Origin of the sequence: Sulfurospirillum sp. SCADC, assembly GCF_000743525.1 — a bacterium.
In the GTDB taxonomy this organism is placed as follows: domain Bacteria; phylum Campylobacterota; class Campylobacteria; order Campylobacterales; family Sulfurospirillaceae; genus Sulfurospirillum.
The window spans coordinates 21,864-44,861 of record NZ_JQGK01000010.1; the positions used below are offsets into that span (position 1 = coordinate 21,864).

Sequence of the window (22,998 nt, forward strand, 5' to 3'; positions counted from 1 at the left end):
GCCATTAGGTTCTAAAATTTCCTAAAACGTTGTTGAGTTTTTCGGTGAGGGCACTGAGATGTTCGGTCGCACTGCTGACCTCTTCCATGCTGCGTGTGTTGCTAACGGTAATCGTGTTGATCTCTTCGATTTTAATGACAATATCATCGATTTTCTTGCCCGTGTTAATGTAATCGTGCACGGTATTTTCACTTGAAACGGTTGCATTGTCCATAATCACGGCTGTTTCGTGGATGTTTTTTTCCACTTCCGTTGCAATCTTGGTTAGATTTTCCATGCTTTGTGAATTGATCTTCATGTGATCACTGGCGTCATTAATCGCTTGGACAATGACATTGATCGTCGCGTTAATTTCTGTCAGGCTTTTTTGCGTGCGCTCGGCTAAGTTGCGGACTTCATCGGCAACAACGGCAAAACCTCTTCCATGTTCACCGGCACGTGCGGCTTCAATGGCGGCATTGAGGGCGAGTAAATTGGTTTGATCGGCAATGTCGGAGATAACGCTCAACACCCCTTTGACTTGGTCGGCATCATTGCTCAGTTGTAAAATTTTATGTGCCAGTTCCACTTCCGTGCTTGCACTGGATTCTACCTGATTGGCAAGTTTTAAGATCTGATTTTTGGCATTGGTCAGCTTGGCATGCGCTTCGGCGATCTCAACTTCAGACTGTTTCGCCTTTTGCAAGGAGAGGGAGAGCTCTTCTTTGATGGTGCGTGACATGTCATTCGTTGCATTGACGATCAACGAAGTCTTTTCTGCACGTTTTCCTACTTCAAGGGCGGTGGAGCTAAGCTCATTGGCAACGGAGGCATTCTCATTACTCGAAGATTTTGCGATGCTCACGGTGTTTCTCACTTTATCGATGAAAAGGTTAAAGGCAATGGAAGCTAGACCTATTTCATCACCACTTTTGATCTCCATTTTTTTGGTGAGATCGCCATCGCCACTGGAGAGGTTCTCAGCACGCATCTTAAGCTCTTTGACAGGGTCAATCACCGATTTTTTAAGTGTAATAACCAGCATCGCCATAACCAGTATCGTAATGATGGACATCGTTATAATGAGTTTAATGACAGCCGATTGCGCTTCATGAACAACCGCTTTGACTGCTGTGATCTTTTTAGCGATTAAGACTTCGCCTGCTTTGCTTCCATCGAAGGCTTTTAGTTCATCTCGAACCACAAAGTAAGAGGGGGTAAAGAAACGACTCCCTTGGGTGGTGAGATCAAGATCTTTGATCTCTTCAAAGAGTTTCATGTCGGTGATCTCTTTTTTTTGTGAAAGGGCTGTATCTTTGGCAAGCAGTGCATCTTTAGCCGTTGCGCTGAGATTGAGCTGTTTTTTCTCGGTCAAAAAAAGCACGCTCGCCCCAATATCGTCTTTGGCGTTTTGAACCGCGGCATCAAAGGTGTCGATAAACTCGACTGAACCCAAGTATTCGCTATCTTTAACGATAGGCGCAACGCCTCGCAACGACATGCCTGCAACGCCCATTTCGATAGCGGTGAGTGGCTGTTTGGTCTCTTTGACTTTTTTGATGGTATGACGAAAACCAGAGAGATCATCGCCAAATTTTTTAGGCATCCACTCTCTGAGAAAACTTTTGATGTCGTGTGTGTGAATGTGAATCTGCGCCTCTTTAAAATCGGTCTTCTCTTTGTAGAGTTTGGTCAGCTCTGCTAAGCCTTTGATGGCAATGTCACGGTCCTTGTTGAGAAGCGCTTCGATGACGTAATAATTAGACGCAATCGTAATCGCGTTGGTCAGTGCAACGTCGTATTGAGTTTCGAGTTGGTTTTTGACATAGACACTCAGCTCTCCTTGCTCTTTAGCATACACATCTTTCTCGATGCCTTGAATGCTTAGATAGGAGGTAAAAAGTATGAGGATAAGCCCAATCAAGAGCCCTCCAAAGAGAGGAATGTAAATCTTTTGCGCAATGGTCCACTTCTTCATAACGGCATCTCCTGCAAGAACATTTTAAGTGATTATACTCATATTTTTTTAAGAAAATCTTTTTGAAATGCCTTTTTTAGGGCTTTTGCTCCCTTAGAATAGTTCAATGATAAAAGCGTTATAATAGACTATAGAAATAGTAAAAAGGTGTTTACTCATGTTTACAGGGTTGATTCGAGAATTTGCCGAAGTGGTTAGCTATAACGCTCCTCTTTTAACACTTCGTGCGACGTATAAGCCAAATATTGGCGATAGTATCGCGATTCAAGGTGCATGTTTGACCGTTGTCTCCCTTTTTGCTGGCGGTTTTAGTGTGGAGCTCTCGCACGAGAGTCGCTCTTTGCTGGCGGTTGAAAACCTCAAAGGCAAGGTGCACATTGAGCCAGCGCTTGCTTTAGGAGACCGTCTGGATGGGCATATGGTACAAGGTCATGTGGATTGCGTGGGTGTGATTGAGAAGCTGAATCAGAAGGAAAATGGGCTGGACATTGAGGTGAGTATTCCTTCTAAACAGCTGATTTATGTGATCCCCAAAGGGAGCATTACCATCGATGGCGTGAGTTTGACGGTCAATGATGTGAACGAAAAAAGTTTTCGTTTAACGATCATTCCTCACACCTTAGCGCAGACATTGATTGGCACCTATAAAATCGGACGCAGAGTCAACGTCGAGACCGATATGTTTGCGCGCTATTTGCATCATATGTTCTCTCAAAAAGAGGGACTTGACTGGAACAGCGTGGATCGCATTATGGCGATTTACTGATGCAGCATTTTTTTACCAACCGTTTTGAAGGGGTGAGCGAAGCGCCGTTTGCGAGTCTCAATCTGGGGTTACATGTCAACGATACGGCTTTACATGTAAACCAAAATCGCGCGAGAGTCAAAGCAAAACTGGGCGTTCCAAAACTGGTGTTTATGGATCAAGTTCATGGCGATAGGGTTGTGCAGATCCACAGTGGTGATGAATTGCCCGTGTGCGATGCGATGATCACCAATGTTTCAAACATCGCGCTTGCGGTGATGGTAGCAGATTGCATTCCTATTTTGTATTATGATGAGGTGCATCAGGCGATTGGCGTGGCACATGCAGGGCGTGCTGGAACGCTTTTGCAGGTTGGGCAAAAATGTGCTCGTGCGATGACTGAACACTTTGGTACGCGCCTGCAAGAGCTTAAAATTTGGATGGGACCTTCGATTCGTTCGTGCTGTTATGAAGTAGGATATGAGGCAACCCAAGGGCTTGAATCTTTTTTACATGTAAAGAATGGAAACTACTTTTTGGATTTGCAAAACGCGAATTTAGAGGCGTTTTTAGCGATGGGCATACCGAGGGAACATATCAGCCTCTCAGAGGTCTGCACCTGTTGTGACCATGCCTATTTTTCCTACCGAAGGGATAAAATCACAGGACGTTTTGCAGGAGTGATCGCGCTATGATCAACAGAGGATTATCGCACTACCAACGTGTGCAAAAAAGTGTTACTGAGCTTGAAAATAGGGCTTTTTTGGAAAAAATGATGGAAAAAGGAGCGCTGTATAACATCGCTTTTTTACAGAACAGGGCGTTGATGGAGATGATTTTAGCACTGCCTGAAGAGAAGATCGATGCGCAGCGTGTGGCTCACCTCAAAAAGCTCCTCTCGTGGCTTTGTCAGACACAAGAGGAAGCCAGAATTAGCTAATTAGCGTGCGCCACAACCGCATGTGTGTCCGCCACTAGGCGCTGCCGCTTCTTTAAGTGCGCAGAGAGCACCTTCGTAGTTTGGCTCTTCGGTAATTTCAGGGCAGATCTCTTTGTAAATGACTTTTCCCTCTTTACTGACCACAAAAATAGCGCGTGCGCTTAAGCCTTTAAGTGGGCCATCTGCGATTAAAACGCCATAAGCGCTGGCAAGTGCTTTGTCTCTAAAGTCACTACCGACTTGAAGGTTTTCAATGCCCTCTGTGGTACAGAAACGTCCCATCGCAAAAGGAAGATCCATGGAAGCAACGATGACGGTTGCATCAGAAATAGCCGCAGCTTTGGTGTTAAACGTACGTGTCTCTTGCGCACAGACGGCTGTGTCCAGTGAAGGAACGATGACGATGATTTGTGTTTTCTCGCTTGCGCCACCGACTTTGATCTCACTGAGGTCTTTTGCGACAAGTGTCACAACGGGTGCTTTATCGCCAACGTTAATGTCTGCGCCCAAGAGTGCGACTGGATTGCCTTTAAGTTTGGTTGATGCCATGGTGTGTCCTTTAGAAAAGATATATAGATGCGAAAATTATAGCTAACTCGGATAAATCAACTCTTAATTTAAAAAGTTAGAGAATTTGACTGAGAAAGCAATAGACTTTTTGCAAAACAGAAATAAAAAGCACCAAGGGTGCGTGGGCATTGCGCCAAGCATTACTCAGTGTTAACGTAGTTTTTAAAGCTTTGCTTTAAAAACGTGTCACAACGAGATTGAGCAGTACGCTTCGACTTTTGCTTCAAGGCTTTTTTCCAACTGATAGGTTTCCACCATCTGTGCCAGCAAAGCAGACGCTTCTTCCCTCTGCCCACGCTCAAATGTGGTGGCAATGGTTAAAATAAAAACATCTAAGGGCATGGATGTGTGGGCACTTAGGCGAGAATACGCTTTGGTGTGTGATGGCGTGTAGTGCATGGCGACGATCTTTTTAATGGTTTCAAACCCTTTGATCTGCCCTAAAATAATCTGCGCATCAAACCCTTGTCGCCTTAGATGAGAAGACTCTACATCATTCAGTGGTGCTGTTTTGGTGGCAATGTCATCGGGGATGCGCAGTTTCCCTAGGTCGTGCAAAAGCGCTGAGAGTTCAATGCTCTCTTGATCACGCAAGGAAAGTCCTGCAAAATGGGCAATATAACGCGCAAGGGAGGCTACATGTAACGTGCGCTCTTTGTGTATGGATTCTTTGGCATCGACGATTCCTGCAAACATTAAGGCTATTTTTTTCAGACTATCAAACGGAACCGCTTGAATATCGCCTTGATCAACCCAATCTTTGAAGTAATAAGGCAGCGCTGATGATTCTAAATAGTACCAAAAAAATTCCATCTGAGAAGCCTCTTTGAACGCATCATACAGCTGGGGTGAAAACATCGAAGGTGTGTGCTGTTGAATGATGGCGCGAATCGTCTCTTTTTCGTGATGCAGGTGCGCTCCAAATTGCGAACGCAGTGCATCGATGCGGTCTGAGAGGTAAATGAGATTGGCGTACAGTTTGATCTCTTCATCGATATGCGACGAAAATGCTTCCCAATGGGTGTGATGAAACGCGATAACATCGACAAAATCGCTGTATTGAGGCACTTCTTCAAGCAAACTAGCCCCTTTGGCGCAATGCACATACGAATCTTCCCAGTCCAATTGGCTCACAATCGCATGATGCACGTCCGTGGAAGAGACCCCACAATCATGCAGCATCGCCATCAGCATCACTTTATCCAGCTTTGATTGTCTCCATCCCAGTTGCTTACCGATTTCACAGGCAATGTACGCGACACGTTTACCATGCAAGATGTCATCAATTCCTACATAATCGAGTGCTTCTGAGAGAGCGTAGGTGAGTTCTCTTAGATTGAGTTGGTACAGCATCATGGCTCCTTGAAAGATCTTTTTAAAAGTCTATCCCTGTTGTGTTGCAATGGCGTTATATTTGTTATAATCACGCTTCATAAAAAGGATGCAAATGTACGTTTATCTACTTTTGGTGTTGTGTGTACTTTTTTGGTCTGCCAACTTTGTCTTAGGACGTTTTGTCGCAGGCGCCATCGAACCTTTGGAGTTGGCTTTTTTTAGATGGTTTGGGGTTTGGCTCATCATGCTTCCGTTTTTACTCTTACATGTAAAGAATATTTGGGCAGCGCTTCAAAGCCATTTTGGCATCTTAGCTCTTCTCTCAGCCCTTGGTATCGCGAGTTTCAATACACTTTTGTACGTGGGTTTACAGCACACGAGCGCAACCAATGCGCTGCTGATTAACTCCTCCATTCCCATCATCATTCTGTTTCTCTCTTCGCTGATTTTAAAAACCACCATCTCGCGCAAACAGATGCTTGGCATCGTGCTCTCAACGCTGGGTGTGATCTTTTTAGTGCTCAAAGGCAATGTGCTGAGCCTTCGCTCTTTAAGTCTCAATCCAGGCGATTTTTGGGTGATCGCCTCTTCTCTTTGTTGGGCGAGTTACAGTGTTTTGGTCAAGTTTCGCCCTCAAAGCTTAAGCAGTATGGAGTTTTTTATCACCACGGTGAGTTTGGGTGTGCCCATGTTGTTACCTTTTTACGTGGCGCAAGGGTATAGTTTCGAGCGTGAAATGGCGATTATCACACAGTACACGTGGGTGATTGCCTATGTGGTGATCTTTACATCGATTGTTTCGTATTATTTGTGGCACAAAGGTATTGCGTACATTGGAGCGTCTAAAACGGGGCAATTTACCCATTTGATGCCACTGTTTGGCAGTTTTTTAGCCTATATTTTTCTTGGAGAACGCTTGGAGTGGTACCATTTAGGTGGCGTTGTTTTGATCTTTGGTGGGATTTATCTCTGTTTACATGTAACGAAAAAAGAGCGTGTTACGCATTGATCGGAAGTTTTGGGTTGGGTTTGCCGATGTAAAAGCCTTGTGCATAATCAATCCCAATCGATTCAACACATTCAAGAACCTCTTTGGAGTGAACATACTCTGCAATTGTTTTGATATTGAGCTCTTTGGCAAAATTGACAATGGTTTTAACGATAATCTTGGTCTCTTCGTTTTGATGGATATTTTTAATCAAGCTTCCATCAATCTTAATAAAATCAACCCTAAGCTCCGTCAATCGTTCAAAATTGGAGTAGCCTGAGCCAAAATCATCAATCGCAATCTTCGCCCCATACGACTTTACTTGGTCAATAAATTTGGCAATCGCTTCATAGTTTTCAATACCATCGCTCTCCAAAATCTCAAAAATAACCCAAGGTCCTACATTAAACTCTTCGAGTTTTTCGATGATAAAAGTGGTGGTCACCAGGTTGGTCATATCGAGGTAAGAGAGGTTGATGGAGAAGCTATTGGAGGAGATTTGAAAGGTTTCAAATGCCTTTTGAATCAATGCCATCGAGAGTTTTGAGTAGATTTTTGAGTGCTTCGCAACGTCTAAAAACTCAGCCGGCATATAGTAGGTTCCATCCTCTTTTTTGATGCGCATCAGTGTTTCAAACTTCTCAATCTCATGGGTGTGAAGGTTCAAAATAGGCTGGAAAAAAGGGATGACATAGTCTTTGGCAAGTGCTTCTTTAAGGGTGTGGTTCATCATCATATTGTGATGGTACTCTGCTTCTTTGAGGCTGCTTTTTTCGTAAATCATAAAAGGCAAGCGTTTGTTTTTAGCCTCTTTACAAGCGATGGAAGCGAGTTTGAGGATATTCTTTTTACCTTGATGCGCGCCGATGGAAAGCGTTGTGTCGACTTCAACCTCTTCACAAATGATGCGATCTTTGGTGATTTTCATTGAGATTTTTTTGAGGTATTTTTTGAGGTTGTATTCACTAAAAGGCACTCGAATCAAAATGGCGTAAATGTCGGCTTCAAATTTATAGAGGGTGGCATCTACGGGTGGAAGATTGTTGAAAAGCCACTCACCGATCACTTTAAGAAAATTGTCGCCAAAATTGTGACCGTAAAAGTTGTTTGTGTTTTGAAATGAGTCAATATTGATAATAATCAACGTCGAATCAATGTTAGGGTCGAGCTTTTTGTTATCTTTTAAGAGTTTGAGTCGGTTGGGGAGTTTCGTGTTAAGGTCAATGTAGAGATTTTTGCGTAGCTCATTTTGTAAATGGGCATTGCTCTTTTGTAATTTTGTAACAAAAAAGAAGCACAGGGTACTAATGACACTCAAAAGTGCATAGGCAAGAAAGGTATAATGATACGAGATAGCGATATAAATAGGGCATAAGATTAGTGTTAGGAAAAATCCTGTTTTAAGATAGAGTTTTTTAGTATTCTCCAAACGCCTTCCCTTGACCCAATGATGCGTACACTTACATGTAGGGACGCACTTTAGCACAAAGGTTTTGAAAAAAAAATAAAGCCAACCGTTCTATCAGGTTCATCACAAAAAAGTCACGCTATAATAATATTTAATGACAAAAAAAGTTTCTGCCTTAATATGAGGCAAGCTTCAGTACCATAGCGGTTAGCGTAGTTTTTCAAGCTTTGCTTGAAAAGCGTGTAAAAAATATGAAAGATTAATATGAATAAACAACGTTGCGATCACTGCCATTTAGAATATGACGCCTCCGTGTTACTTCGCGATACAACTTTTGAAACTCCCAAATTTTTTTGTTGTAAAGGATGTCAAGGGGTTTATCACCTTTTAAAAGACGAAGGACTCGATACGTTTTACGCCAAAATGGGCGATGAAACAACCTTGGAGCCTCCCAAAATCAATTTGGATGATACCAGCCGTTTTGATTTGGAGGGTTTTATCTCCAAATACGTTAAAACCAATAAAGAGGGGTTGAATGAAATTGCCCTCATTATCGAAGGTATTCATTGCAGTGCGTGTGTTTGGTTGAACGAAAAGGTGCTCTCCAAACAAGAGGGCATTGTGGAAGTTTCCATCAACTACACCAATCACAAAGCCAAGATCGTGTGGGATGGCGCGGTGATTAAGCTCTCCCAGATCATTGAAACGATTCGGAGCATCGGGTACAACGCTTACCCATACGATCCTAAAAGTGGGGAAGAGCGCGCTACGGCCCAACGCAGAGAGTACTACTCCAAACTGCTCGTGGGTATTTTTGCGACGATGAATGTAATGTGGATCGCCATTGCACAGTATGCGGGGTATTTTACAGGCATGGAGCGTAATGTCAAAAGTATTCTCAATTTTGCGGAGTTTATCCTCGCCACGCCCACACTCTTTTACACGGGTTCGGTCTATTTCAAAGGGGCATATTATGGTTTGAAAAATCGTTATATTACGATGGATTTTCTCGTCGCCACGGGTGCGACTCTGACCTATGTTTTTTCACTCTACGCGATGTTCACACGCAGTGCTGAGGTCTATTTTGACTCGGTGACGATGATCGTCACTTTTGTCTTTGCAGGCAAATACTTAGAAGTGCTCACGAAGAAAAAAGCGGTTGATACGCTGGATGCTTTTGGGAGTGCGATGCCGAGCGAAGTGACCCTGATCAAAGGCGACGAGAAGATTTTAAGCAGTGTGGACTCGGTTGAAATTGGCGAGATCATTGAAGTTAGAGCCGGCGATAAAGTGGCAATTGATGGGGTTATCTTGGAGGGAGAAGGCTCGTTTGATCTCTCAAGACTTAATGGCGAATCGATCCCTGTTTTATCCCAAAAAGGCGATAAAATTCTCAGCGGTTCTATCTGTTTGGACAGTGTCATTCGCTACCAAGCGACCAATACCTTCTCCTCCTCAATGCTCTCCAAACTGGTTACCTTACTTGAAGATGCGATGAATAAAAAGCCAAAGATCGAAAAATTGGCGAATCAAATTTCAGGGTATTTCTCACGAACCATTCTTTTATTAGCGTTTTCAACCCTGATCTTTTGGTTTTATCAGAGTGGCTCTTTTGAGACAGGCTTGATCGTTGCCATTTCGGTGATTGTGATCGCGTGCCCGTGCGCACTCTCTTTAGCAACGCCTGTGGCAACCTTGGTAGGACTTGGTTTGGCAGCGAAGCGAGGCATTTTATTTAAAGAGGCGGGATTTATTGAGAGCATGGCAAAATGCGATACGCTCGTTTTGGATAAAACCGGCACGATTACCAAAGGCAAGCCTGAAGTGGTTGAAACCGCGTATGTGCAAAACTTTGATCGTTCCCTTTTGTACGCTTTGGTTTCTAGCTCCACGCATCCCATTAGCCAAGGCATTGTAAGCTTTCTGAAAGAATCCGCTGAGCCTTTACATGTAAAGCATTTAGAGCAGGTCAAAACCGTAGAAGCCAAAGGGGTGAAAGCTCTTTTTGAAGGCCATACTCTTGTGGGTGGCAATGCTAAAATGATGCACGAAGAGGGTGTTGAACTTCGCATCCCTCCAACACTTGAATCCTTAAGTCACTACTTTTTTGCCATCGATGGCGTTTTGGTGGCTATTTTTGGACTCAGGGATAGCTTGAAAGAGGGTGCACGTGAGAGCATCGAGGCGCTTAAAAAACTGGGTCTTGAGATCGTGATGCTCAGTGGCGATCATCTCAGCGTGACGCAAACGATTGCCAATGAAGTGGGCATCGAGACGTATGCAGCCGCTCTTTTACCGCATGAAAAGGCAGCCTACATCGAAGTGTTGCGCCAAAAAGGCAAAAAAGTGGTCATGGCAGGCGATGGCATCAATGACACGCTAGCCCTCTCTCAAAGTGAGATCGCCATTTCCATGGGCAGTGGCGCGGATGTTGCAGTCGATGTGAGTGATGTGGTGCTGACCAATGACAGTGTTAAGAGTTTGTATGAAGCCTTTGTGATAGCGCGCAAGAGCCTTCGCGTGGTCAAAGAGAATCTACTCTTTTCCTTGCTGTACAATGTCATCACCATTCCTTTAGCCATGAGCGGACACGTCATTCCTCTTTTCGCAGCACTGTCGATGTCGCTGAGCTCTTTGGTGGTGGTTGGGAATTCCATGCGTATTAAAAACGTTTTAAAAAGGTCGTAGCGATGGATGGTTGGGTTGTTGGTATGATGTTGGGAGCTTCCACACTCTTAGGCGCATTTGGTTTGTGGGCGCTTTTGTGGGGCATTCGTAGTGGTCAATTTGATGATCATAAAAAATTTATCGATGGTGCGCAGTTTGACAGTGAAGAAGCGTTGAGGGATGCGGTCATGATGGAGCGTAAAAAAGCGGATATTTTAAAAGAGAAGAAGCAGCGAGAGAGCAAATACGCCCCACCTGATTAATGGATAACTACAAGAGATTTGTTTTTAAGTGATTGATAAAAAGGAAGTTGAAATTCTGCCTCAAAGAGGCAAGCTTTAGTGCCTAGTGCAACGTAGCTACAAGAGCTTTGCCCTTGTAGCGTGTCATAATAGGCTTATTTATAGGAAGAAATCGTCGCAGCAACGGCTTTAAGATCGTCTTCGCTTAGACCACTTGCGATGGGTTTCATAACACCTTTCATTGGGCCACCCTCGCCATTTTTATACCCATTAACCGATGCAATAATTTTTGCTGCATCCCAACCGGCAATAATTTGTGATTTATTTAAAGCTGCTTTAGAAGCTTTGTCTCCATGACAGGAAAAACACTTCGATTTGTAGATCGCTTCGCCATCGGCTGCCATCAAACTTGTTACTGCCGCAATTGCTAAAATTGTGCAAATTTTTTTCACGTAGATACCCCTTTTAAGTTGTGTGTGAAAAATTATAACCAACCATACTTTAACCCTGCTTAGTTTTTCCCTGCGTATCGAAAGTTCTATTTTCATTTCTGTAAAAGTTGGGTATAATCGAGTCCATCTTACAGTGCATAGAGGTTCATGTGTTTCGAGGGATAGTCGTATGGATCTGTGTTTTAAGCGGTTTAATGGCTGCAACGCACAGTGTGTGTGAAGTGGAACGCACGGATACACAAAAGGCAAAAGAGTCGATTGAGATCATTCTTGCCAGTGAACCAACTAACACAACGTGCATGCTTCAGCTTGCCAATATTTACCTCAAACTTGGCAAAATTGCTAAAGGATTTGAAATCTTAGTGGATGCCTATTCGATTGATCCGCACAATGTTCAAAACAGCCGCATCGCAACGGTACTTCCTTTTGCGCTTAAAGTGACCAACCTTAAACAGCAAGCCGCAACAACCAACGATAAAGAGATTTGGAATAAATTGGGGGATGGCTATTATGAAATGGGCATTTTCAACGAAGCTGCGCAAATGTATAAAAAAAGTATCCAAGTGGATGGACTGCAACATATGATACGTCTTAAACTTGCCCTTTCCCTTCAAAAAAACTTACAAATTTACACCGCCATTGAAGAGGTTCAAAAAGTACTTGTCAAAGAGCCAACGCACCTTTATGCGAACTATTATATGGGAAAATTTTTAGCATACGATCTTAAAAACCGCGAAGAGGCAAAGCTCTTTTTTGCCAAGGCCAAAAGCTCATTGATCGCCCAAAAAGATGCTTTTGATTATTTAGAATACACCAATTTGCTCAGCGATATTACGAAAGAGTTGGGAGAGTAAGTGCAAAAGGCGGTTTTCCTAGATCGTGATGGTGTGATTAATGTCGATAAAGCGTATGTGTCAAAGATTGAAGATTTTGAGTTTTGTGAAGGTGTTTTTGAAACCTTACGCCATGTTCAATCGTTGGGGTATCTGCTCATCATCGTCACCAACCAGTCAGGCATTGGGCGAGGGTATTACAGCGAAGAAGACTTTCAAAAACTAACGGCTTGGATGCGCGAAAAGCTTTTACATGTAAACATCACAATCGATGCAGTTTACCACTGTCCGCATACGCCTGAGGCGAATTGTACCTGTCGAAAACCCAAAAGTGGCATGTTTAAAGAAGCCATTAAAACTTTTGATATTGATGTGACACATTCATGGATGATTGGTGATAAACCCAGTGACATCGAAGCGGCACATGGTGCTGGGATTGAGCAAACGATCCTTCTTGGAAATGCCCAATCGTCTCATGCTAAATATAGGGTTAATTTTCTTTTGGATACAATTAATTTCATTAAATAATAGGGTTAAACATGCATTATTGCGAAACAGATTTCAATCATAAAAGTATTTTGATTACGGGTGGGGCTGGATTTATTGGCAGTAACCTTGCTTTTTATTTTCAAGAAAATTATCCTACATGTAACGTCGTTGTCTTTGATATTTTTAGGAGCGAAGCTACATTCTCCAATGGCAATCTTAAAAGTTTTGGGCATTTTAAAAACCTCATAGGTTTTAAGGGTGAAGTTATAAGCGGTGACATCAATGATGAAGAAGCATTAAAAAAACTTGCCACGTATCAATTTGATTATATTTTTCATGAAGCAGCCATCTCCGATACAACCGTTTTAGATCAAGGCACTATGATCAAAACCAATGTGAATGCGTTTAAAAATATTTTGGAACTCGCTCAAAAAAGTAACGCAGTCGTGGTATATGCTTCCAGTGCTGCAACGTATGGGGATGCCGCCTCTCCTCAACGTGTTGGGTATGAGCAACCTCAAAATGTGTATGGGTTTAGCAAACTCGCTATGGATCATTTAGCCCGTGAATTTTCAAAACAAAATCCAACTATGAGTATTATAGGACTTCGTTATTTCAATGTTTATGGCCCAAGAGAATACTTCAAAAATACAACAGCTTCCATGGTTTTACAGCTTGGTCTTCAGATTTTAAGTGGTAGAACACCGCGACTTTTTACAGGGTCTGATAAAATTGTACGCGATTTTATTTACATTGACGATGTTATCCAAGCCAATATTAAAGCAGCAACATCGGGCAAAAGCGGTGTTTACAATGTGGGAACAGGAAAGCCTAGAAGTTTTCAAGACATCGCCGATATTTTGCAAAAAGAGTTAGAGACGAAGCTTGGAACAGAGTATTTTACCAACCCCTACAGTGCATATCAGATGCACACGGAAGCGGATATTTCCTTTACATGTAAAGATTTGGGCTATGCGCCACGGGTTAGTTTGGAAGAGGGTATTAAAGCGTATGTTCCTGAGATTCAACGTATTTTTAAAAGCGAAGTGAACCATGGATAGATTAAGAACGTACCAGCCTTCTATTTTAGTTATTGGTGATTTAATGCTCGATCATTACCTCTGGGGAAAGTGTGAACGTATCTCTCCTGAGGCACCGGTTCAAGTTGTAGATATTCAAAACGAGAGCACGGTTTTAGGCGGTGCGGGTAATGTGGTCAATAACCTTTTAAGCCTTGGTGCTAAAGTCAATGTTCTGAGTGTGGTGGGAGAGGATGAAAACGGCAAAGAGTTATTGTGTATGCTTGAAACCTTAGGGGCAGTTGTTAAAGGTATTGTACAGCAAACAGGACGTAAAACCAGTAAAAAAAGCCGTGTGATTGCCTCTCACCAACAAGTCGTGCGTTACGATAGCGAATCCAAAGAGGAGATCACTGAAACTTCAGCAGAAGCCCTTTTGGCGCAATGCATTGCTTGCATTCCCTCGGTCGATATTATTTTGCTCTCCGATTATGGCAAAGGTGTTTTGACACCAAGTTTTACATGTAAAGTGATTGAGTTGGCTAAAAAACATCAAAAGCCTATTTTTGTCGATCCTAAAGGGGATGATTACCACAAATACAGTGGAGCGACGCTGATTACACCCAATAAAAAAGAGGCGAGTATCGCAACCAAAATTGCCATAAACGATGATGAAAGTCTGCAAAAAGCAGGAAGACTTTTGAAAGAGAGTTTGGGTCTGGAATATGCGATCATTACACTCTCGGAAGATGGTATGGCGATTTTTGGTGAGCAATTTCTCAAAATGCCAACCGTCGCCCGTGAAGTGTACGATGTTACGGGTGCTGGCGATACTGTACTGGCAGCTTTAGGGTATGCGTATGCTTCTGGGCAAGGTATTCAAGAAGCAGCTTCTTTTGCCAATAAAGCCGCAGCCGTGGTTGTGGAAAAACTTGGAAGCGCAACGGTGACACTGGATGAAATTGATGCGTATGAGCATAGCCTTAGAAGTGCAACGGCTGAGAGTAAACTTAAAAGCATCGAAGAGATCACACGCCTTCTTCACACCAAAAAACATCAAAAAATTGTATTTACCAATGGCTGCTTTGACATTTTACATGTAGGGCATGTCAAGTACCTTGAGATTGCTAAAAGCTTTGGCGATGTTCTCATTGTTGGGCTTAATTCGGATGATTCGATCAAGCGCCTTAAAGGGCAAAGTCGTCCGATCAATCCGCTGGAAGATCGAGCATACATTTTAGCAAGCCTTGAGTCTGTAAGTTATGTGGTTCCTTTTGAAGAAGACACCCCACTTGAGCTTATTTCTGTCCTTAAACCCGATATTTTGGTTAAAGGGACTGATTACGAAGGCAAGGAAGTTGTGGGAAGTGACATTGCTAAAGAGGTGCGATTGGTTCAGTTTGTTGAGGGCAAAAGTACGACTAGAATCATTGAAAGGATTCAACAAAAATGATGGAGATGATTTACAACGAAATTCAGGCGCATAAAGAGGTCGTTGAAAAAACACTTGCGAATTTACAAAGCCATATTTATACCGCCTCTATCATTGCGATTGAAGCACTGAAAAATGGCAATAAAATCTTACTGTGTGGTAACGGTGGAAGTGCTGCGGATGCGCAACATATCGCAGCAGAGCTCAGTGGACGTTATAAAATTGAGCGGCGAGGACTTGCCGGAATTGCTCTGACAACCGACACTTCTGTTTTAACGGCCGTTGGAAATGACTATGGATTTGATCGTATCTATGATCGTCAAGTGGAAGCGTTAGCCAAAGAAGGCGATGTCCTCATTGGTATTTCGACCAGTGGGCATAGCAAAAATGTCGTACGAGCGCTCAGCCTAGCCAAACATATGGGGTGTCGAACTATCGGATTCAGTGGACGAGATGGAGGTGTCATGAGTGAATTTTGCGACATAAATATCATTGTCCCCAGTGAAGATACACCTCGCATTCAAGAGATGCACATTATGATCGGGCATATTATGTGTCAAGCAATCGATACCCATTTTAAAACAAATGTGTAGGGTGGACAAGCATTGCAAACCTACATTCGTGTTAAGATAACAGAACGAGGAAGTCGAAACAATCAAGAGAGTACCTTTAAAAAGCAGACACCTCACAGTCATGCTATTTGGGGAAAGTGCCAGTTTACGTTTGATCCACTCGATCAAAATTATGATTGGATTGTTGTCCTTGATGATATTGCTAGCATAGTCCCTCATAAAGTTGAGTCCTTACAGTGCCCTAGAGAAAATACCATTTTTGTAACGACGGAGCCTAGTTCCATTAGTTACTATGGTAGAGCATTTGCAAGACAGTTTCACTATCTCATCACCAACCATAATGCCAAAACATTACCGCATCCCAATGCAATTCGTTCACAAACTGGCAATACCTGGTTTTATGGCAAAACGTATGATGAAATCCTTCTTGTGGCAAACCCTGCTAAAACTAAAAAAATATCAACGGTCTGTTCCAATAAGCAACAAGGGCATACCATGCACAAGTTGCGGTATGAATTTACCCAAAAATTGCAAGAGGCGGTGCCTGAACTTGAGCGTTTTGGCAAAGGATTTAAGTGGATTGATCTCAAAGCAGATGCACTGGATCCGTATCAATTTCATGTTGCCGTTGAAAATCATATTGAAAAACATGTTTGGACCGAAAAGCTTGCCGATGCGTTTTTAGGATGGTGTGTCCCTATCTATTGTGGATGTCCTAATGTGTATGACTATTTTCCTAAAGAGAGCGTGATTCAAATCGATATTCACGATATGGAAGCCTCCATTGCAACCATCAAGGAAGTCATAGCGCAAGAGGGAGAATATGAAAGGCGTTTTGAAGCGGTGAAAGAGGCTCGAAGAAGGGTCATTGAGGAGTATAATTTACTTGCAATGATCGATAAAATCGTGCAAAACTCGGAACCTTCCATCTTTGTGCCTAACCAAAAAATCTATTCAAGAAGAGTGATGAGAGTGCGACACTTGAGCGACTTGATGCGATTCTTTTGGTTTAGAGCAAAAGGTTTTATGAAAACAATTCGTGCCTAAATAAGCGATTGCTTACACAAGATACGCCGACAATGTGACTAACGCTTGATCGATACAGATGTGATCAAAATAGTTATTGTGTTCCATTAAACTTTTCATGGGTGGTATGGGATTTGCATAAAATTGCGTATCATACACCACCGTTGACCACGGTCCATAAGGAGCTGTTCTTATCCAGTTCGTAGGTCCAAAAAGACCAATGGTCGGTGTTTTTTGAACAGCGGATAGATGCATCGGACCAGAATCGGTGGAAACCGTTAAGAAAGCCTCACTGAGAATTTTTTTGAGATCTTGAAGCGTCGTATTCCCTGCAACACTCTTTTTCTCTCCGACGATTGATTTTAATATCTCTTCAACGTATTCCTTCTCTGACAGGTCACCCGTTAGGATAAAGGGTAGATGAAATCGCTCATAAAGTAGGGCACTGATCTCGTGCCATTTATGGGCTGGAAGACGTTTGGAAGCCCACTTGGGGCTTGAACCACAATTTAAGACAATGTAAGAGCGCTTTTTAGGCACAAAGGTCGTATCTAGTGGGTTAACAAGCGACGTTTTTTGTGCAATTTCATATAAAATTGTGTTAATGTTTTGTGTCAGTACAATGTTGTCATGGTTGGCAATATGTGTAGCATTGGAAAGGTAATCAATCAAACGACTTCTATCGTTGTTTTGTAAATCAATCAACCAATCAAACTTCTGTTTTCGAATCTTCCAAATCAGTTTGGCCAGCGTGAGTGCTTTTTTATTAGATAAAATCATAAAATCATCAAATTCATCTTGAAGCAAAGCTTTGCCAAGAGGCGACGTAATAATGGTTGGCGTCTGTTTGAACGCTCTTAAAACAGGTAAACTCTCAGCAATATCGCCAAGAGCACTAAATTTGATAACAGCTAAATTCATCGTTTTAAATACCTTTAGAGTTGGTTAAGATTGTCGAAAATTGTATTAAATCAAACGTTACATGTAACGTTGATAGAATCATTTGGGTTATGAATCTAATGACTGATCTATCGTGTGAATAAAATGCTCAAAACGTTTTTGCGTCTGTTGATACAGCTCGCTAAAGGCTTGGTAGCCATTGGTTTGATACTGTTGCAATAATGCCGTGTCGTGGATCAGTTTTTTCATCGCCTCTGCCAAAGCTTCGGGGGTATTTGGACACATGAGGATTTCATGATCATTAAAAAATTCATACATCGTAGGGGTCGTCATCGTAATCAATGCCTTTTGACATGCAAGTGCTTGGTATGCTTTATTGGGAATCACTGAAAAAGCTTTTTGGCTATGGCCAAAGATACCAAGAACAATGTCGGCTTTTCGTATCTCATCGACCAGTGCTTGCTCATTCATAAAAAGACCATCCATTTTGACATTGCAAAGATGAAGGTTTTCATGTAACGCTTTCATTGCTGAAAACATTTGCCCTTTGCCAATGACCTGCGCTTGAAAAGCAATCTGTTCTTTTTCAAGCAGTGCGAAAGCTTTTAAGATAACATCAATACCATGTAAAGGGATAAAGGAGCCATAAAATAGAATACGTTTTGGTTCATCTATGCGCGGGTCTTTCGCAGGATAGTAAAGCGAGGTATCGGCTAAAACTGGTAATACAAAATGCTCTCCTTTAAAGGCTCCAAAGAGTTTTTGCCAATAGTCAAAATGTGCTTGTGTATCCGAAAGAAGATATTTTGAAAATCTAAAATTAACCCAATCTTGAAGGTATTTCCACCATGCTCTTGGATTGTATTTGCTAATTTTTTCTCTATCGTAGACGTAGGTGTCATAGTTTGAGATAAAAAAATCATTGACAATGCGGTTACGTTTAAAAAAATGTTTGAAAAACTGGTTCTTGGAAAAAGGCAATAACATAAAAATATCATTTTTACATGTAACATCGTTTAAGAGATGTTTAATAATATTAAAACGTGAATAATCTTTATTGTGTCTAAAAAGGTAGTGAAGCATGAACTATCTCCGATAAAATAAGCTTAGAGTTCCAAGTATAACCCATTTTGAATGATAACGACCTAAAATAAGTGCGCAGAACATTTGCAGGAGGTTTTTCAATCTGCTATAATTCCTGCACACAGTTAACGTGGCATAAAGGATACACATGGCAATAAATCGCGATAAAATTTTAGAATATCTGTTTTACCTACTCTCCCTTAGCTTTTTCATTGGAAAGTCTTATAAGGCTGTGACGGGGGTGATCGTTTTGGTTTTTTTGATTGATGTGATTGTAAAAAGGCGTTGGGATGTTTTTAATGATCCTATTTTTATTGCCTTGGCATGTTGGTGTTCATACATCTTTAGCAGTGCACTGTGGGCCGTAAATCCCTACAGTGCTATGCGTAGCGCACTTCAAGTTTTTTTATGGTGTTTACTTTATGTTGCCATCAAATCAACGTTTATAACCAAAGCCTATATCGATCGCTATATACGCGTACAAATGATCGTTATTTTGTTTATTGTGGCGAATGCCCTTATGCAATTTATCATTGGTTTTAATCTTTTTGGTACACCGATCCAAGCCTCACGTGTTACAGATTTGTTCGGGCACAACAGAATTTTTGCTTATAGCTTTCCTCTTTGGATTGGTTTTTTTGGTGCTTTATTGGCACTGAAGGGACAGAAAACAAAAGAGTACCTTCTTTATGGTGTGGTACTGATGGGTATGCTTTTGACAATGCCTTTATCGGGAGCACGAGGGCCACTTCTTTTACTTGCCATCTTTTTACCGTTCATTGCATGGGTCAGCCCGTATCGTAAATGGGCCTTTATGGCATTAGGGAGTTTTTTAGTCATCTCAGCGGTTGTCGTTTCGATGACGCCTCAATTGCAAGCACGCATCTTAACATTGGCTCATCCCTTTGAAGATCAAAAGCATACACGTGTTTCCATTTGGCTCACAGCCTTTGAAGAGTTTAAAGATAATCCCATTTTAGGGGTTGGTTTTAAAAATTTCCGCGATAGACAGTTTGAATATTACAAAGACTCTTTTGAAAGTCATGAGATCAATCCCAAAACGGGAGAAGGGCAGTTCCATGCGCATAGTCCGTGGATGGATATTTTAGCAGAACAAGGTCTTGTAGGAATTGCATTTGCTTTTTTCTTACTTTTTACAATTGCAAAAATAGTCTACCGCTCAGGTCCAGTTGTCTTAATTGGAAGTATGGGCGTGTGGTACTCTTTCTCGCTACTCAATAGCGGATTTTCGCTCTCAAGTGGAACATGGTCCTTCTTTATGATCTTATCGATTTCTGTTTTTGCGATGATTTTCAATTATCAAAAGGCGTATTTGCAGGAAAAGAGACCTTTATAAAGCCGAAGAGAATGTGGTGTAAATCGCCACATTTTTTTCCACCATTTGCTCCAATGAAAAATGTGTTTTGGCAAAAGCTTGAATCTGCTCTTTATCAAAGGGGTGGGTAAGCGCTTTTTGCATCAAAATGCAGAGTTCATGCGGCGCTTTGGGAGCAAAGAAAAATCCCGTTTCGCCTTCTTTGACATAATCTTGTGTTGCTCCAATCGGTGTTGCCAAAAGCGGTACGCCCATCGCAAGACTCTCCACATTCGCGCGTCCAAAGGTTTCAGGTTTAGTGGAAGATGAAATTGTAAGATCGGCTAGGGCATAGAGCTCTTTCATCTTGGATTGGCTTCCAAGAAAAACAATATCTTCCGCAAAGTCAGAATCAGCTACTAAACGTTGAAGCTCCTCATAATACGAGATACGCTTAGGATCAATACCGCCCACAAAAAAGAGTTTGATGTCATCTCTTTTTGCGCGAAGTTCTAAAAAAGCACGAATCGTCGTGGCTTGATCTTTCCAGTGCGTAATGCGAGCTACATGCAACATAACACGCTTTTGGGCTAACTGATGCTCGTGTTTAAAGGTCTCCATAAACGTTGTGTCTAATTCATGGGTGTTGAAGTAGTCAAAATCAATGCCTCTAGGAATGAGATGAATTTTAGAAGGCTCAGCATGAAAATGTTTGATGATGTGATCGATTAAAAACGAGCTCGCGCAGATAATCTGATCCGCTTTAACCATAATGGCGCTGTAGCGATTGACCGAGTTAAAGCCGTGTACGGTTGAGACAACGGGAAGGTGCAACAGTTTATTGGCAAAAAAGACCATCCAGGCGGGCACGCGACTTCTTACATGTAAAAGGGTAGGGTTGATTTTTTTAAGGGCGCAGTAGAGTTTCCAGATGCGCCAAGGAGCGCTCAGGATATTTTTTGAGCAGACATTGACCTTTACATGTAACGATCCATCTCGTTCTAATGGTTCGACCAATTTGCCGCCATTGCTGATCACAACACTCTCAAACCCTCGTTTGACCAATTCGCGTGAGAGCTCAACAACTCCTCTCTCTACGCCACCTTCATTGAGTTCGGGGATGAGTTGAACGATTTTCATGCGTTTACCTTTTGTGCGTAGTGGTGAAAGTCTATTTTTCGACTATTATGAGCGAGAGTGCCATCAAACAGATGCAGGTATTCTTCTTTTTCAAGGGTTTGGGTCATCGTGAAAAATTTATTGTTTTGCGTTTTTCCCAGTGGCAGTATCTCAACGCATGACGTTCCGTAACTGATTGCTTCGCTGATCATCGATGTGGAGTCAATCGTGATAAAAACGACCTCACACTGCGCTACAAAATCGGCAATGGGATTGATCTTAGTGTTTGAAAAAATCACACTGTACGCAAACGGGTAGTTTTCCACTAGCCTCTCGATCTCTTGGGGCGTTCTTGGCGATGTGGTGACAGCGATTTCATAGCCTTGAAACTGTTCAAAGATAAAGTCCAACTGGCTTTTGAGAAGAGTTTTATCCATCTTAAAAAGCGCGTTGTTCCCCCCGATAATAATTCCCACGGATTTGCCTTTAGGTACGAAAAGTCCTTTAGGTTCCACGTAACTAAAATTGGCAGGAAGTGCGATGATATTCTTTTGCTTAGGAGGATGGTCGTGTGCTTGCGCAAAGATCAGATCAAAATCATAACGGTAGCTTTGCGGCAACATCATTGTGACGGATTTAATGCCCAATGTTCGAGCGAGCGTTTTGTTCGCATAATACGTGCTTGAACCTGCAGAGACGAGGAAATCGTAACTTTGCTTTAGAGGCTGATCCAGTTTAAACAAAAAAGTCGTGTAGATTTTGAGGCGATCCAGTAGGTAAGAGAGCAGTTTGTACGCTTTACATGTAAAGTGCACAGAGCGTATCTCGTAGTGAGCTCCTAGGTGTTTGGCAAGGGCTATAGACTGGTTGAGGTGTCCCATGCGCCCATCACTTAATATGAGCAGGGTCACTTAAAGAGTCTCCATCGATCATGCATCCAAAACCACTGTTCGGGATACTCTTTAATGACCGCTTCGATGATGTCGTTGTAATGTTGAGTGAGACGTGCTATTTTTTCCACTTCGCTGAGCTCTTCTGGCAAAGCAATCTCTTGGGTTGAACCGATGATAAGCTTGTACCGTCCATCGCTTTGGCGAGCCATAAAGAGCGGAACAACGGAAGGGTTATAGCGAAGTTTAAGCAGTCCAATCGAGTTGATGGTATCGGCAGGATGTCCAAAAAAATTGGTTTTAATGCTACTGGCACCACCTGATTTTTGATCGATCAGCATCCCTGCGATTTTTTTTTGCGTAAATGCCTTTACGATGGCTATCATAGCTTTGCTTTTATGAGCCAGTGTGTTGCCATAACGTGTGCGAAAAGGGGTCGTGATGCGCTCTTCAATGAGGTGATTATTGCCTTTTCTCCCGATGACGACCATAGGATAGCCATGTTTAGCCAGAAAGTGTGCCAGCAATTCCCAGTTCCCAAAATGTGCGGTAAGAAGGAGTTTGCCTCTGTTGGCATCGTCAAAATAGAGCTTTAACTCATGAAGTGCTTCTTCATAGTTTGAAACCATGTCATCAATGTCGAGCCGTTGGTGCATCATAAGCAGTATTTCTGCAATGCTGATGGCAACATTTTGATAAATAGTTTTTGCCAATGTGTAGCGTTCATGTTCTGTTTTGTGGGGGTAGGCAAGGGCTAAGTTTTGAAGGGTAATGGCACGTCTTCGCTTATCGAGCGTAAAAAAAAGTGCTGCTAGGAGCTTACAAAACCCATAAATCAAAGGTATGGGCAACAATTTGGTTAAGAGTAGAACACCTTTGAGGGCGTAGTATTCCAAAAAAATTCTCATCTCATCACTTTCAAAATTGAATTAAGGTAAAATTAGACTTCTTTCATCACCCTTGAAAAGATAAAGAGTTTGTTCAGAGTGATGTGCTATGGACATGACTCTTTTTTC

The 22,998-nt window shown here is 42.2% G+C and carries 23 protein-coding genes; 13 read left to right on the forward strand and 10 right to left on the reverse strand.

The window, feature by feature from the left end:
* Window positions 1-4 precede the first annotated feature (4 nt).
* A complete protein-coding gene (locus tag JU57_RS07570; RefSeq protein WP_037959135.1) occupies window positions 5-1,957 on the reverse strand; it encodes a methyl-accepting chemotaxis protein in 1,953 nt (650 codons plus the stop codon).
* A 157-nt stretch (window positions 1,958-2,114) separates the two neighbouring features.
* On the opposite strand from JU57_RS07570, the gene JU57_RS07575 reads away from it, so the two are divergent.
* Genes JU57_RS07575 through JU57_RS07585 form a run of 3 tightly spaced genes read left to right on the forward strand, consistent with a single transcriptional unit; the run spans window position 2,115 to window position 3,642 of the window.
* On the forward strand, window positions 2,115-2,723 hold the full coding sequence (locus tag JU57_RS07575) for a riboflavin synthase (protein WP_037959138.1): 609 nt from the start codon (window positions 2,115-2,117) through the stop codon (window positions 2,721-2,723).
* Window positions 2,723-3,397, forward strand: a complete 675-nt coding sequence (pgeF, locus tag JU57_RS07580; RefSeq protein WP_051906711.1) for a peptidoglycan editing factor PgeF — start codon at window positions 2,723-2,725, stop codon at window positions 3,395-3,397. The genes JU57_RS07575 and pgeF overlap by 1 nt, the downstream gene beginning before the upstream one ends.
* Window positions 3,394-3,642 carry a hypothetical protein gene (locus JU57_RS07585; protein WP_037959144.1) on the forward strand — a complete coding sequence of 83 codons (249 nt, stop codon included), beginning with the start codon at window positions 3,394-3,396 and terminating at the stop codon, window positions 3,640-3,642. The genes pgeF and JU57_RS07585 overlap by 4 nt, the downstream gene beginning before the upstream one ends.
* Here the strand turns inward: JU57_RS07585 and tpx are convergent, their stop codons facing one another.
* Both tpx and JU57_RS07595 read right to left on the reverse strand, forming a co-directional pair.
* Window positions 3,643-4,191, reverse strand: a complete 549-nt coding sequence (gene tpx / locus JU57_RS07590) for a thiol peroxidase (protein ID WP_037959147.1) — start codon at window positions 4,189-4,191, stop codon at window positions 3,643-3,645.
* A 207-nt stretch (window positions 4,192-4,398) separates the two neighbouring features.
* Entirely contained in the window at window positions 4,399-5,565 is a 1,167-nt protein-coding gene (locus tag JU57_RS07595) for an HD domain-containing protein (RefSeq protein WP_051906713.1), read from the reverse strand.
* Between the two features lie 94 nt (window positions 5,566-5,659).
* On the opposite strand from JU57_RS07595, the gene JU57_RS07600 reads away from it, so the two are divergent.
* A complete protein-coding gene (locus JU57_RS07600; RefSeq protein ID WP_037959150.1) occupies window positions 5,660-6,556 on the forward strand; it encodes a DMT family transporter in 897 nt (298 codons plus the stop codon).
* Here JU57_RS07600 and JU57_RS07605 read toward each other — a convergent pair.
* A complete protein-coding gene (locus tag JU57_RS07605; protein WP_037959152.1) occupies window positions 6,546-7,964 on the reverse strand; it encodes a GGDEF domain-containing phosphodiesterase in 1,419 nt (472 codons plus the stop codon). The two genes, JU57_RS07600 and JU57_RS07605, sit on opposite strands and share 11 nt — an antisense overlap.
* Before the next feature lie 243 nt (window positions 7,965-8,207).
* Here JU57_RS07605 and JU57_RS07610 point away from each other — a divergent pair, with 243 nt between their 5' ends.
* Window positions 8,208-10,631: a heavy metal translocating P-type ATPase gene (locus JU57_RS07610; RefSeq protein WP_037959157.1), complete on the forward strand. Its 2,424-nt coding sequence runs from the start codon at window positions 8,208-8,210 to the stop codon at window positions 10,629-10,631.
* A gap of 2 nt (window positions 10,632-10,633) precedes the next feature.
* A complete protein-coding gene (gene ccoS / locus JU57_RS07615; protein WP_037959159.1) occupies window positions 10,634-10,873 on the forward strand; it encodes a cbb3-type cytochrome oxidase assembly protein CcoS in 240 nt (79 codons plus the stop codon).
* Between the two features lie 134 nt (window positions 10,874-11,007).
* On the opposite strand, the gene JU57_RS07620 is transcribed toward ccoS, so the two are convergent.
* Window positions 11,008-11,304 (reverse strand): c-type cytochrome, encoded by a 297-nt coding sequence (locus JU57_RS07620; protein ID WP_037959167.1) that lies wholly within the window; start codon window positions 11,302-11,304, stop codon window positions 11,008-11,010.
* Window positions 11,305-11,453: 149 nt separating this feature from the next.
* On the opposite strand from JU57_RS07620, the gene JU57_RS07625 reads away from it, so the two are divergent.
* Genes JU57_RS07625 through JU57_RS07650 form a run of 6 tightly spaced genes read left to right on the forward strand, consistent with a single transcriptional unit; the run spans window position 11,454 to window position 16,696 of the window.
* Window positions 11,454-12,158, forward strand: coding sequence for a tetratricopeptide repeat protein (locus JU57_RS07625; RefSeq protein WP_037959170.1), 705 nt, complete (start codon window positions 11,454-11,456; stop codon window positions 12,156-12,158).
* Window positions 12,159-12,665 carry a D-glycero-beta-D-manno-heptose 1,7-bisphosphate 7-phosphatase gene (gmhB, locus tag JU57_RS07630; RefSeq protein WP_037959174.1) on the forward strand — a complete coding sequence of 169 codons (507 nt, stop codon included), beginning with the start codon at window positions 12,159-12,161 and terminating at the stop codon, window positions 12,663-12,665.
* 11 nt (window positions 12,666-12,676) lie between these two features.
* The gene (gene rfaD, locus JU57_RS07635) at window positions 12,677-13,687 is read left to right on the forward strand and encodes an ADP-glyceromanno-heptose 6-epimerase (protein ID WP_037959176.1); all 1,011 of its coding nucleotides are present in this window, start codon (window positions 12,677-12,679) and stop codon (window positions 13,685-13,687) included.
* A complete protein-coding gene (gene rfaE1, locus JU57_RS07640) occupies window positions 13,680-15,098 on the forward strand; it encodes a D-glycero-beta-D-manno-heptose-7-phosphate kinase (RefSeq protein WP_037959180.1) in 1,419 nt (472 codons plus the stop codon). The genes rfaD and rfaE1 overlap by 8 nt, the downstream gene beginning before the upstream one ends.
* Window positions 15,095-15,670, forward strand: a complete 576-nt coding sequence (gene gmhA, locus JU57_RS07645) for a D-sedoheptulose 7-phosphate isomerase (RefSeq protein ID WP_037959183.1) — start codon at window positions 15,095-15,097, stop codon at window positions 15,668-15,670. The genes rfaE1 and gmhA overlap by 4 nt, the downstream gene beginning before the upstream one ends.
* 12 nt (window positions 15,671-15,682) lie before the next feature.
* Window positions 15,683-16,696, forward strand: a complete 1,014-nt coding sequence (locus JU57_RS07650; RefSeq protein ID WP_051906714.1) for a glycosyltransferase family 10 — start codon at window positions 15,683-15,685, stop codon at window positions 16,694-16,696.
* A 12-nt stretch (window positions 16,697-16,708) separates the two neighbouring features.
* On the opposite strand, the gene JU57_RS07655 is transcribed toward JU57_RS07650, so the two are convergent.
* Both JU57_RS07655 and JU57_RS13755 read right to left on the reverse strand, forming a co-directional pair.
* On the reverse strand, window positions 16,709-17,596 hold the full coding sequence (locus tag JU57_RS07655; protein WP_037959185.1) for a glycosyltransferase family 9 protein: 888 nt from the start codon (window positions 17,594-17,596) through the stop codon (window positions 16,709-16,711).
* 87 nt (window positions 17,597-17,683) lie between these two features.
* The gene (locus JU57_RS13755) at window positions 17,684-18,658 is read right to left on the reverse strand and encodes a glycosyltransferase (RefSeq protein ID WP_051906716.1); all 975 of its coding nucleotides are present in this window, start codon (window positions 18,656-18,658) and stop codon (window positions 17,684-17,686) included.
* A gap of 148 nt (window positions 18,659-18,806) precedes the next feature.
* Here JU57_RS13755 and JU57_RS07665 point away from each other — a divergent pair, with 148 nt between their 5' ends.
* Window positions 18,807-20,015: an O-antigen ligase family protein gene (locus JU57_RS07665; protein ID WP_037959189.1), complete on the forward strand. Its 1,209-nt coding sequence runs from the start codon at window positions 18,807-18,809 to the stop codon at window positions 20,013-20,015.
* Here JU57_RS07665 and JU57_RS07670 read toward each other — a convergent pair.
* From JU57_RS07670 to JU57_RS07680, 3 genes are read right to left on the reverse strand one after another with little or no spacing between them, the layout of a single operon-like run.
* On the reverse strand, window positions 20,010-21,113 hold the full coding sequence (locus tag JU57_RS07670; protein WP_037959192.1) for a glycosyltransferase: 1,104 nt from the start codon (window positions 21,111-21,113) through the stop codon (window positions 20,010-20,012). The two genes, JU57_RS07665 and JU57_RS07670, sit on opposite strands and share 6 nt — an antisense overlap.
* The gene (locus JU57_RS07675) at window positions 21,110-22,003 is read right to left on the reverse strand and encodes an ELM1/GtrOC1 family putative glycosyltransferase (protein WP_051906718.1); all 894 of its coding nucleotides are present in this window, start codon (window positions 22,001-22,003) and stop codon (window positions 21,110-21,112) included. The genes JU57_RS07670 and JU57_RS07675 overlap by 4 nt, the downstream gene beginning before the upstream one ends.
* Window positions 22,000-22,890 carry a lysophospholipid acyltransferase family protein gene (locus JU57_RS07680; protein ID WP_037959195.1) on the reverse strand — a complete coding sequence of 297 codons (891 nt, stop codon included), beginning with the start codon at window positions 22,888-22,890 and terminating at the stop codon, window positions 22,000-22,002. The genes JU57_RS07675 and JU57_RS07680 overlap by 4 nt, the downstream gene beginning before the upstream one ends.
* Window positions 22,891-22,998: the final 108 nt, after the last annotated feature.

What these genes read in the sequence shown, in the direction of transcription:
- JU57_RS07570 (WP_037959135.1), bottom strand. Translation starts at nt 1,957, where the DNA reads ATGAAGAAGTGGACCATTGCGCAAAAGATTTACATTCCTCTCTTTGGA.
- JU57_RS07575 (WP_037959138.1), top strand. Translation starts at nt 2,115, where the DNA reads ATGTTTACAGGGTTGATTCGAGAATTTGCCGAAGTGGTTAGCTATAAC.
- pgeF (WP_051906711.1), top strand. Translation starts at nt 2,723, where the DNA reads ATGCAGCATTTTTTTACCAACCGTTTTGAAGGGGTGAGCGAAGCGCCG.
- JU57_RS07585 (WP_037959144.1), top strand. Translation starts at nt 3,394, where the DNA reads ATGATCAACAGAGGATTATCGCACTACCAACGTGTGCAAAAAAGTGTT.
- tpx (WP_037959147.1), bottom strand. Translation starts at nt 4,191, where the DNA reads ATGGCATCAACCAAACTTAAAGGCAATCCAGTCGCACTCTTGGGCGCA.
- JU57_RS07595 (WP_051906713.1), bottom strand. Translation starts at nt 5,565, where the DNA reads ATGCTGTACCAACTCAATCTAAGAGAACTCACCTACGCTCTCTCAGAA.
- JU57_RS07600 (WP_037959150.1), top strand. Translation starts at nt 5,660, where the DNA reads ATGTACGTTTATCTACTTTTGGTGTTGTGTGTACTTTTTTGGTCTGCC.
- JU57_RS07610 (WP_037959157.1), top strand. Translation starts at nt 8,208, where the DNA reads ATGAATAAACAACGTTGCGATCACTGCCATTTAGAATATGACGCCTCC.
- ccoS (WP_037959159.1), top strand. Translation starts at nt 10,634, where the DNA reads ATGGATGGTTGGGTTGTTGGTATGATGTTGGGAGCTTCCACACTCTTA.
- rfaD (WP_037959176.1), top strand. Translation starts at nt 12,677, where the DNA reads ATGCATTATTGCGAAACAGATTTCAATCATAAAAGTATTTTGATTACG.
- rfaE1 (WP_037959180.1), top strand. Translation starts at nt 13,680, where the DNA reads ATGGATAGATTAAGAACGTACCAGCCTTCTATTTTAGTTATTGGTGAT.
- gmhA (WP_037959183.1), top strand. Translation starts at nt 15,095, where the DNA reads ATGATGGAGATGATTTACAACGAAATTCAGGCGCATAAAGAGGTCGTT.
- JU57_RS07655 (WP_037959185.1), bottom strand. Translation starts at nt 17,596, where the DNA reads ATGAATTTAGCTGTTATCAAATTTAGTGCTCTTGGCGATATTGCTGAG.
- JU57_RS13755 (WP_051906716.1), bottom strand. Translation starts at nt 18,658, where the DNA reads ATGCTTCACTACCTTTTTAGACACAATAAAGATTATTCACGTTTTAAT.
- JU57_RS07665 (WP_037959189.1), top strand. Translation starts at nt 18,807, where the DNA reads ATGGCAATAAATCGCGATAAAATTTTAGAATATCTGTTTTACCTACTC.
- JU57_RS07670 (WP_037959192.1), bottom strand. Translation starts at nt 21,113, where the DNA reads ATGAAAATCGTTCAACTCATCCCCGAACTCAATGAAGGTGGCGTAGAG.
- JU57_RS07680 (WP_037959195.1), bottom strand. Translation starts at nt 22,890, where the DNA reads ATGAGAATTTTTTTGGAATACTACGCCCTCAAAGGTGTTCTACTCTTA.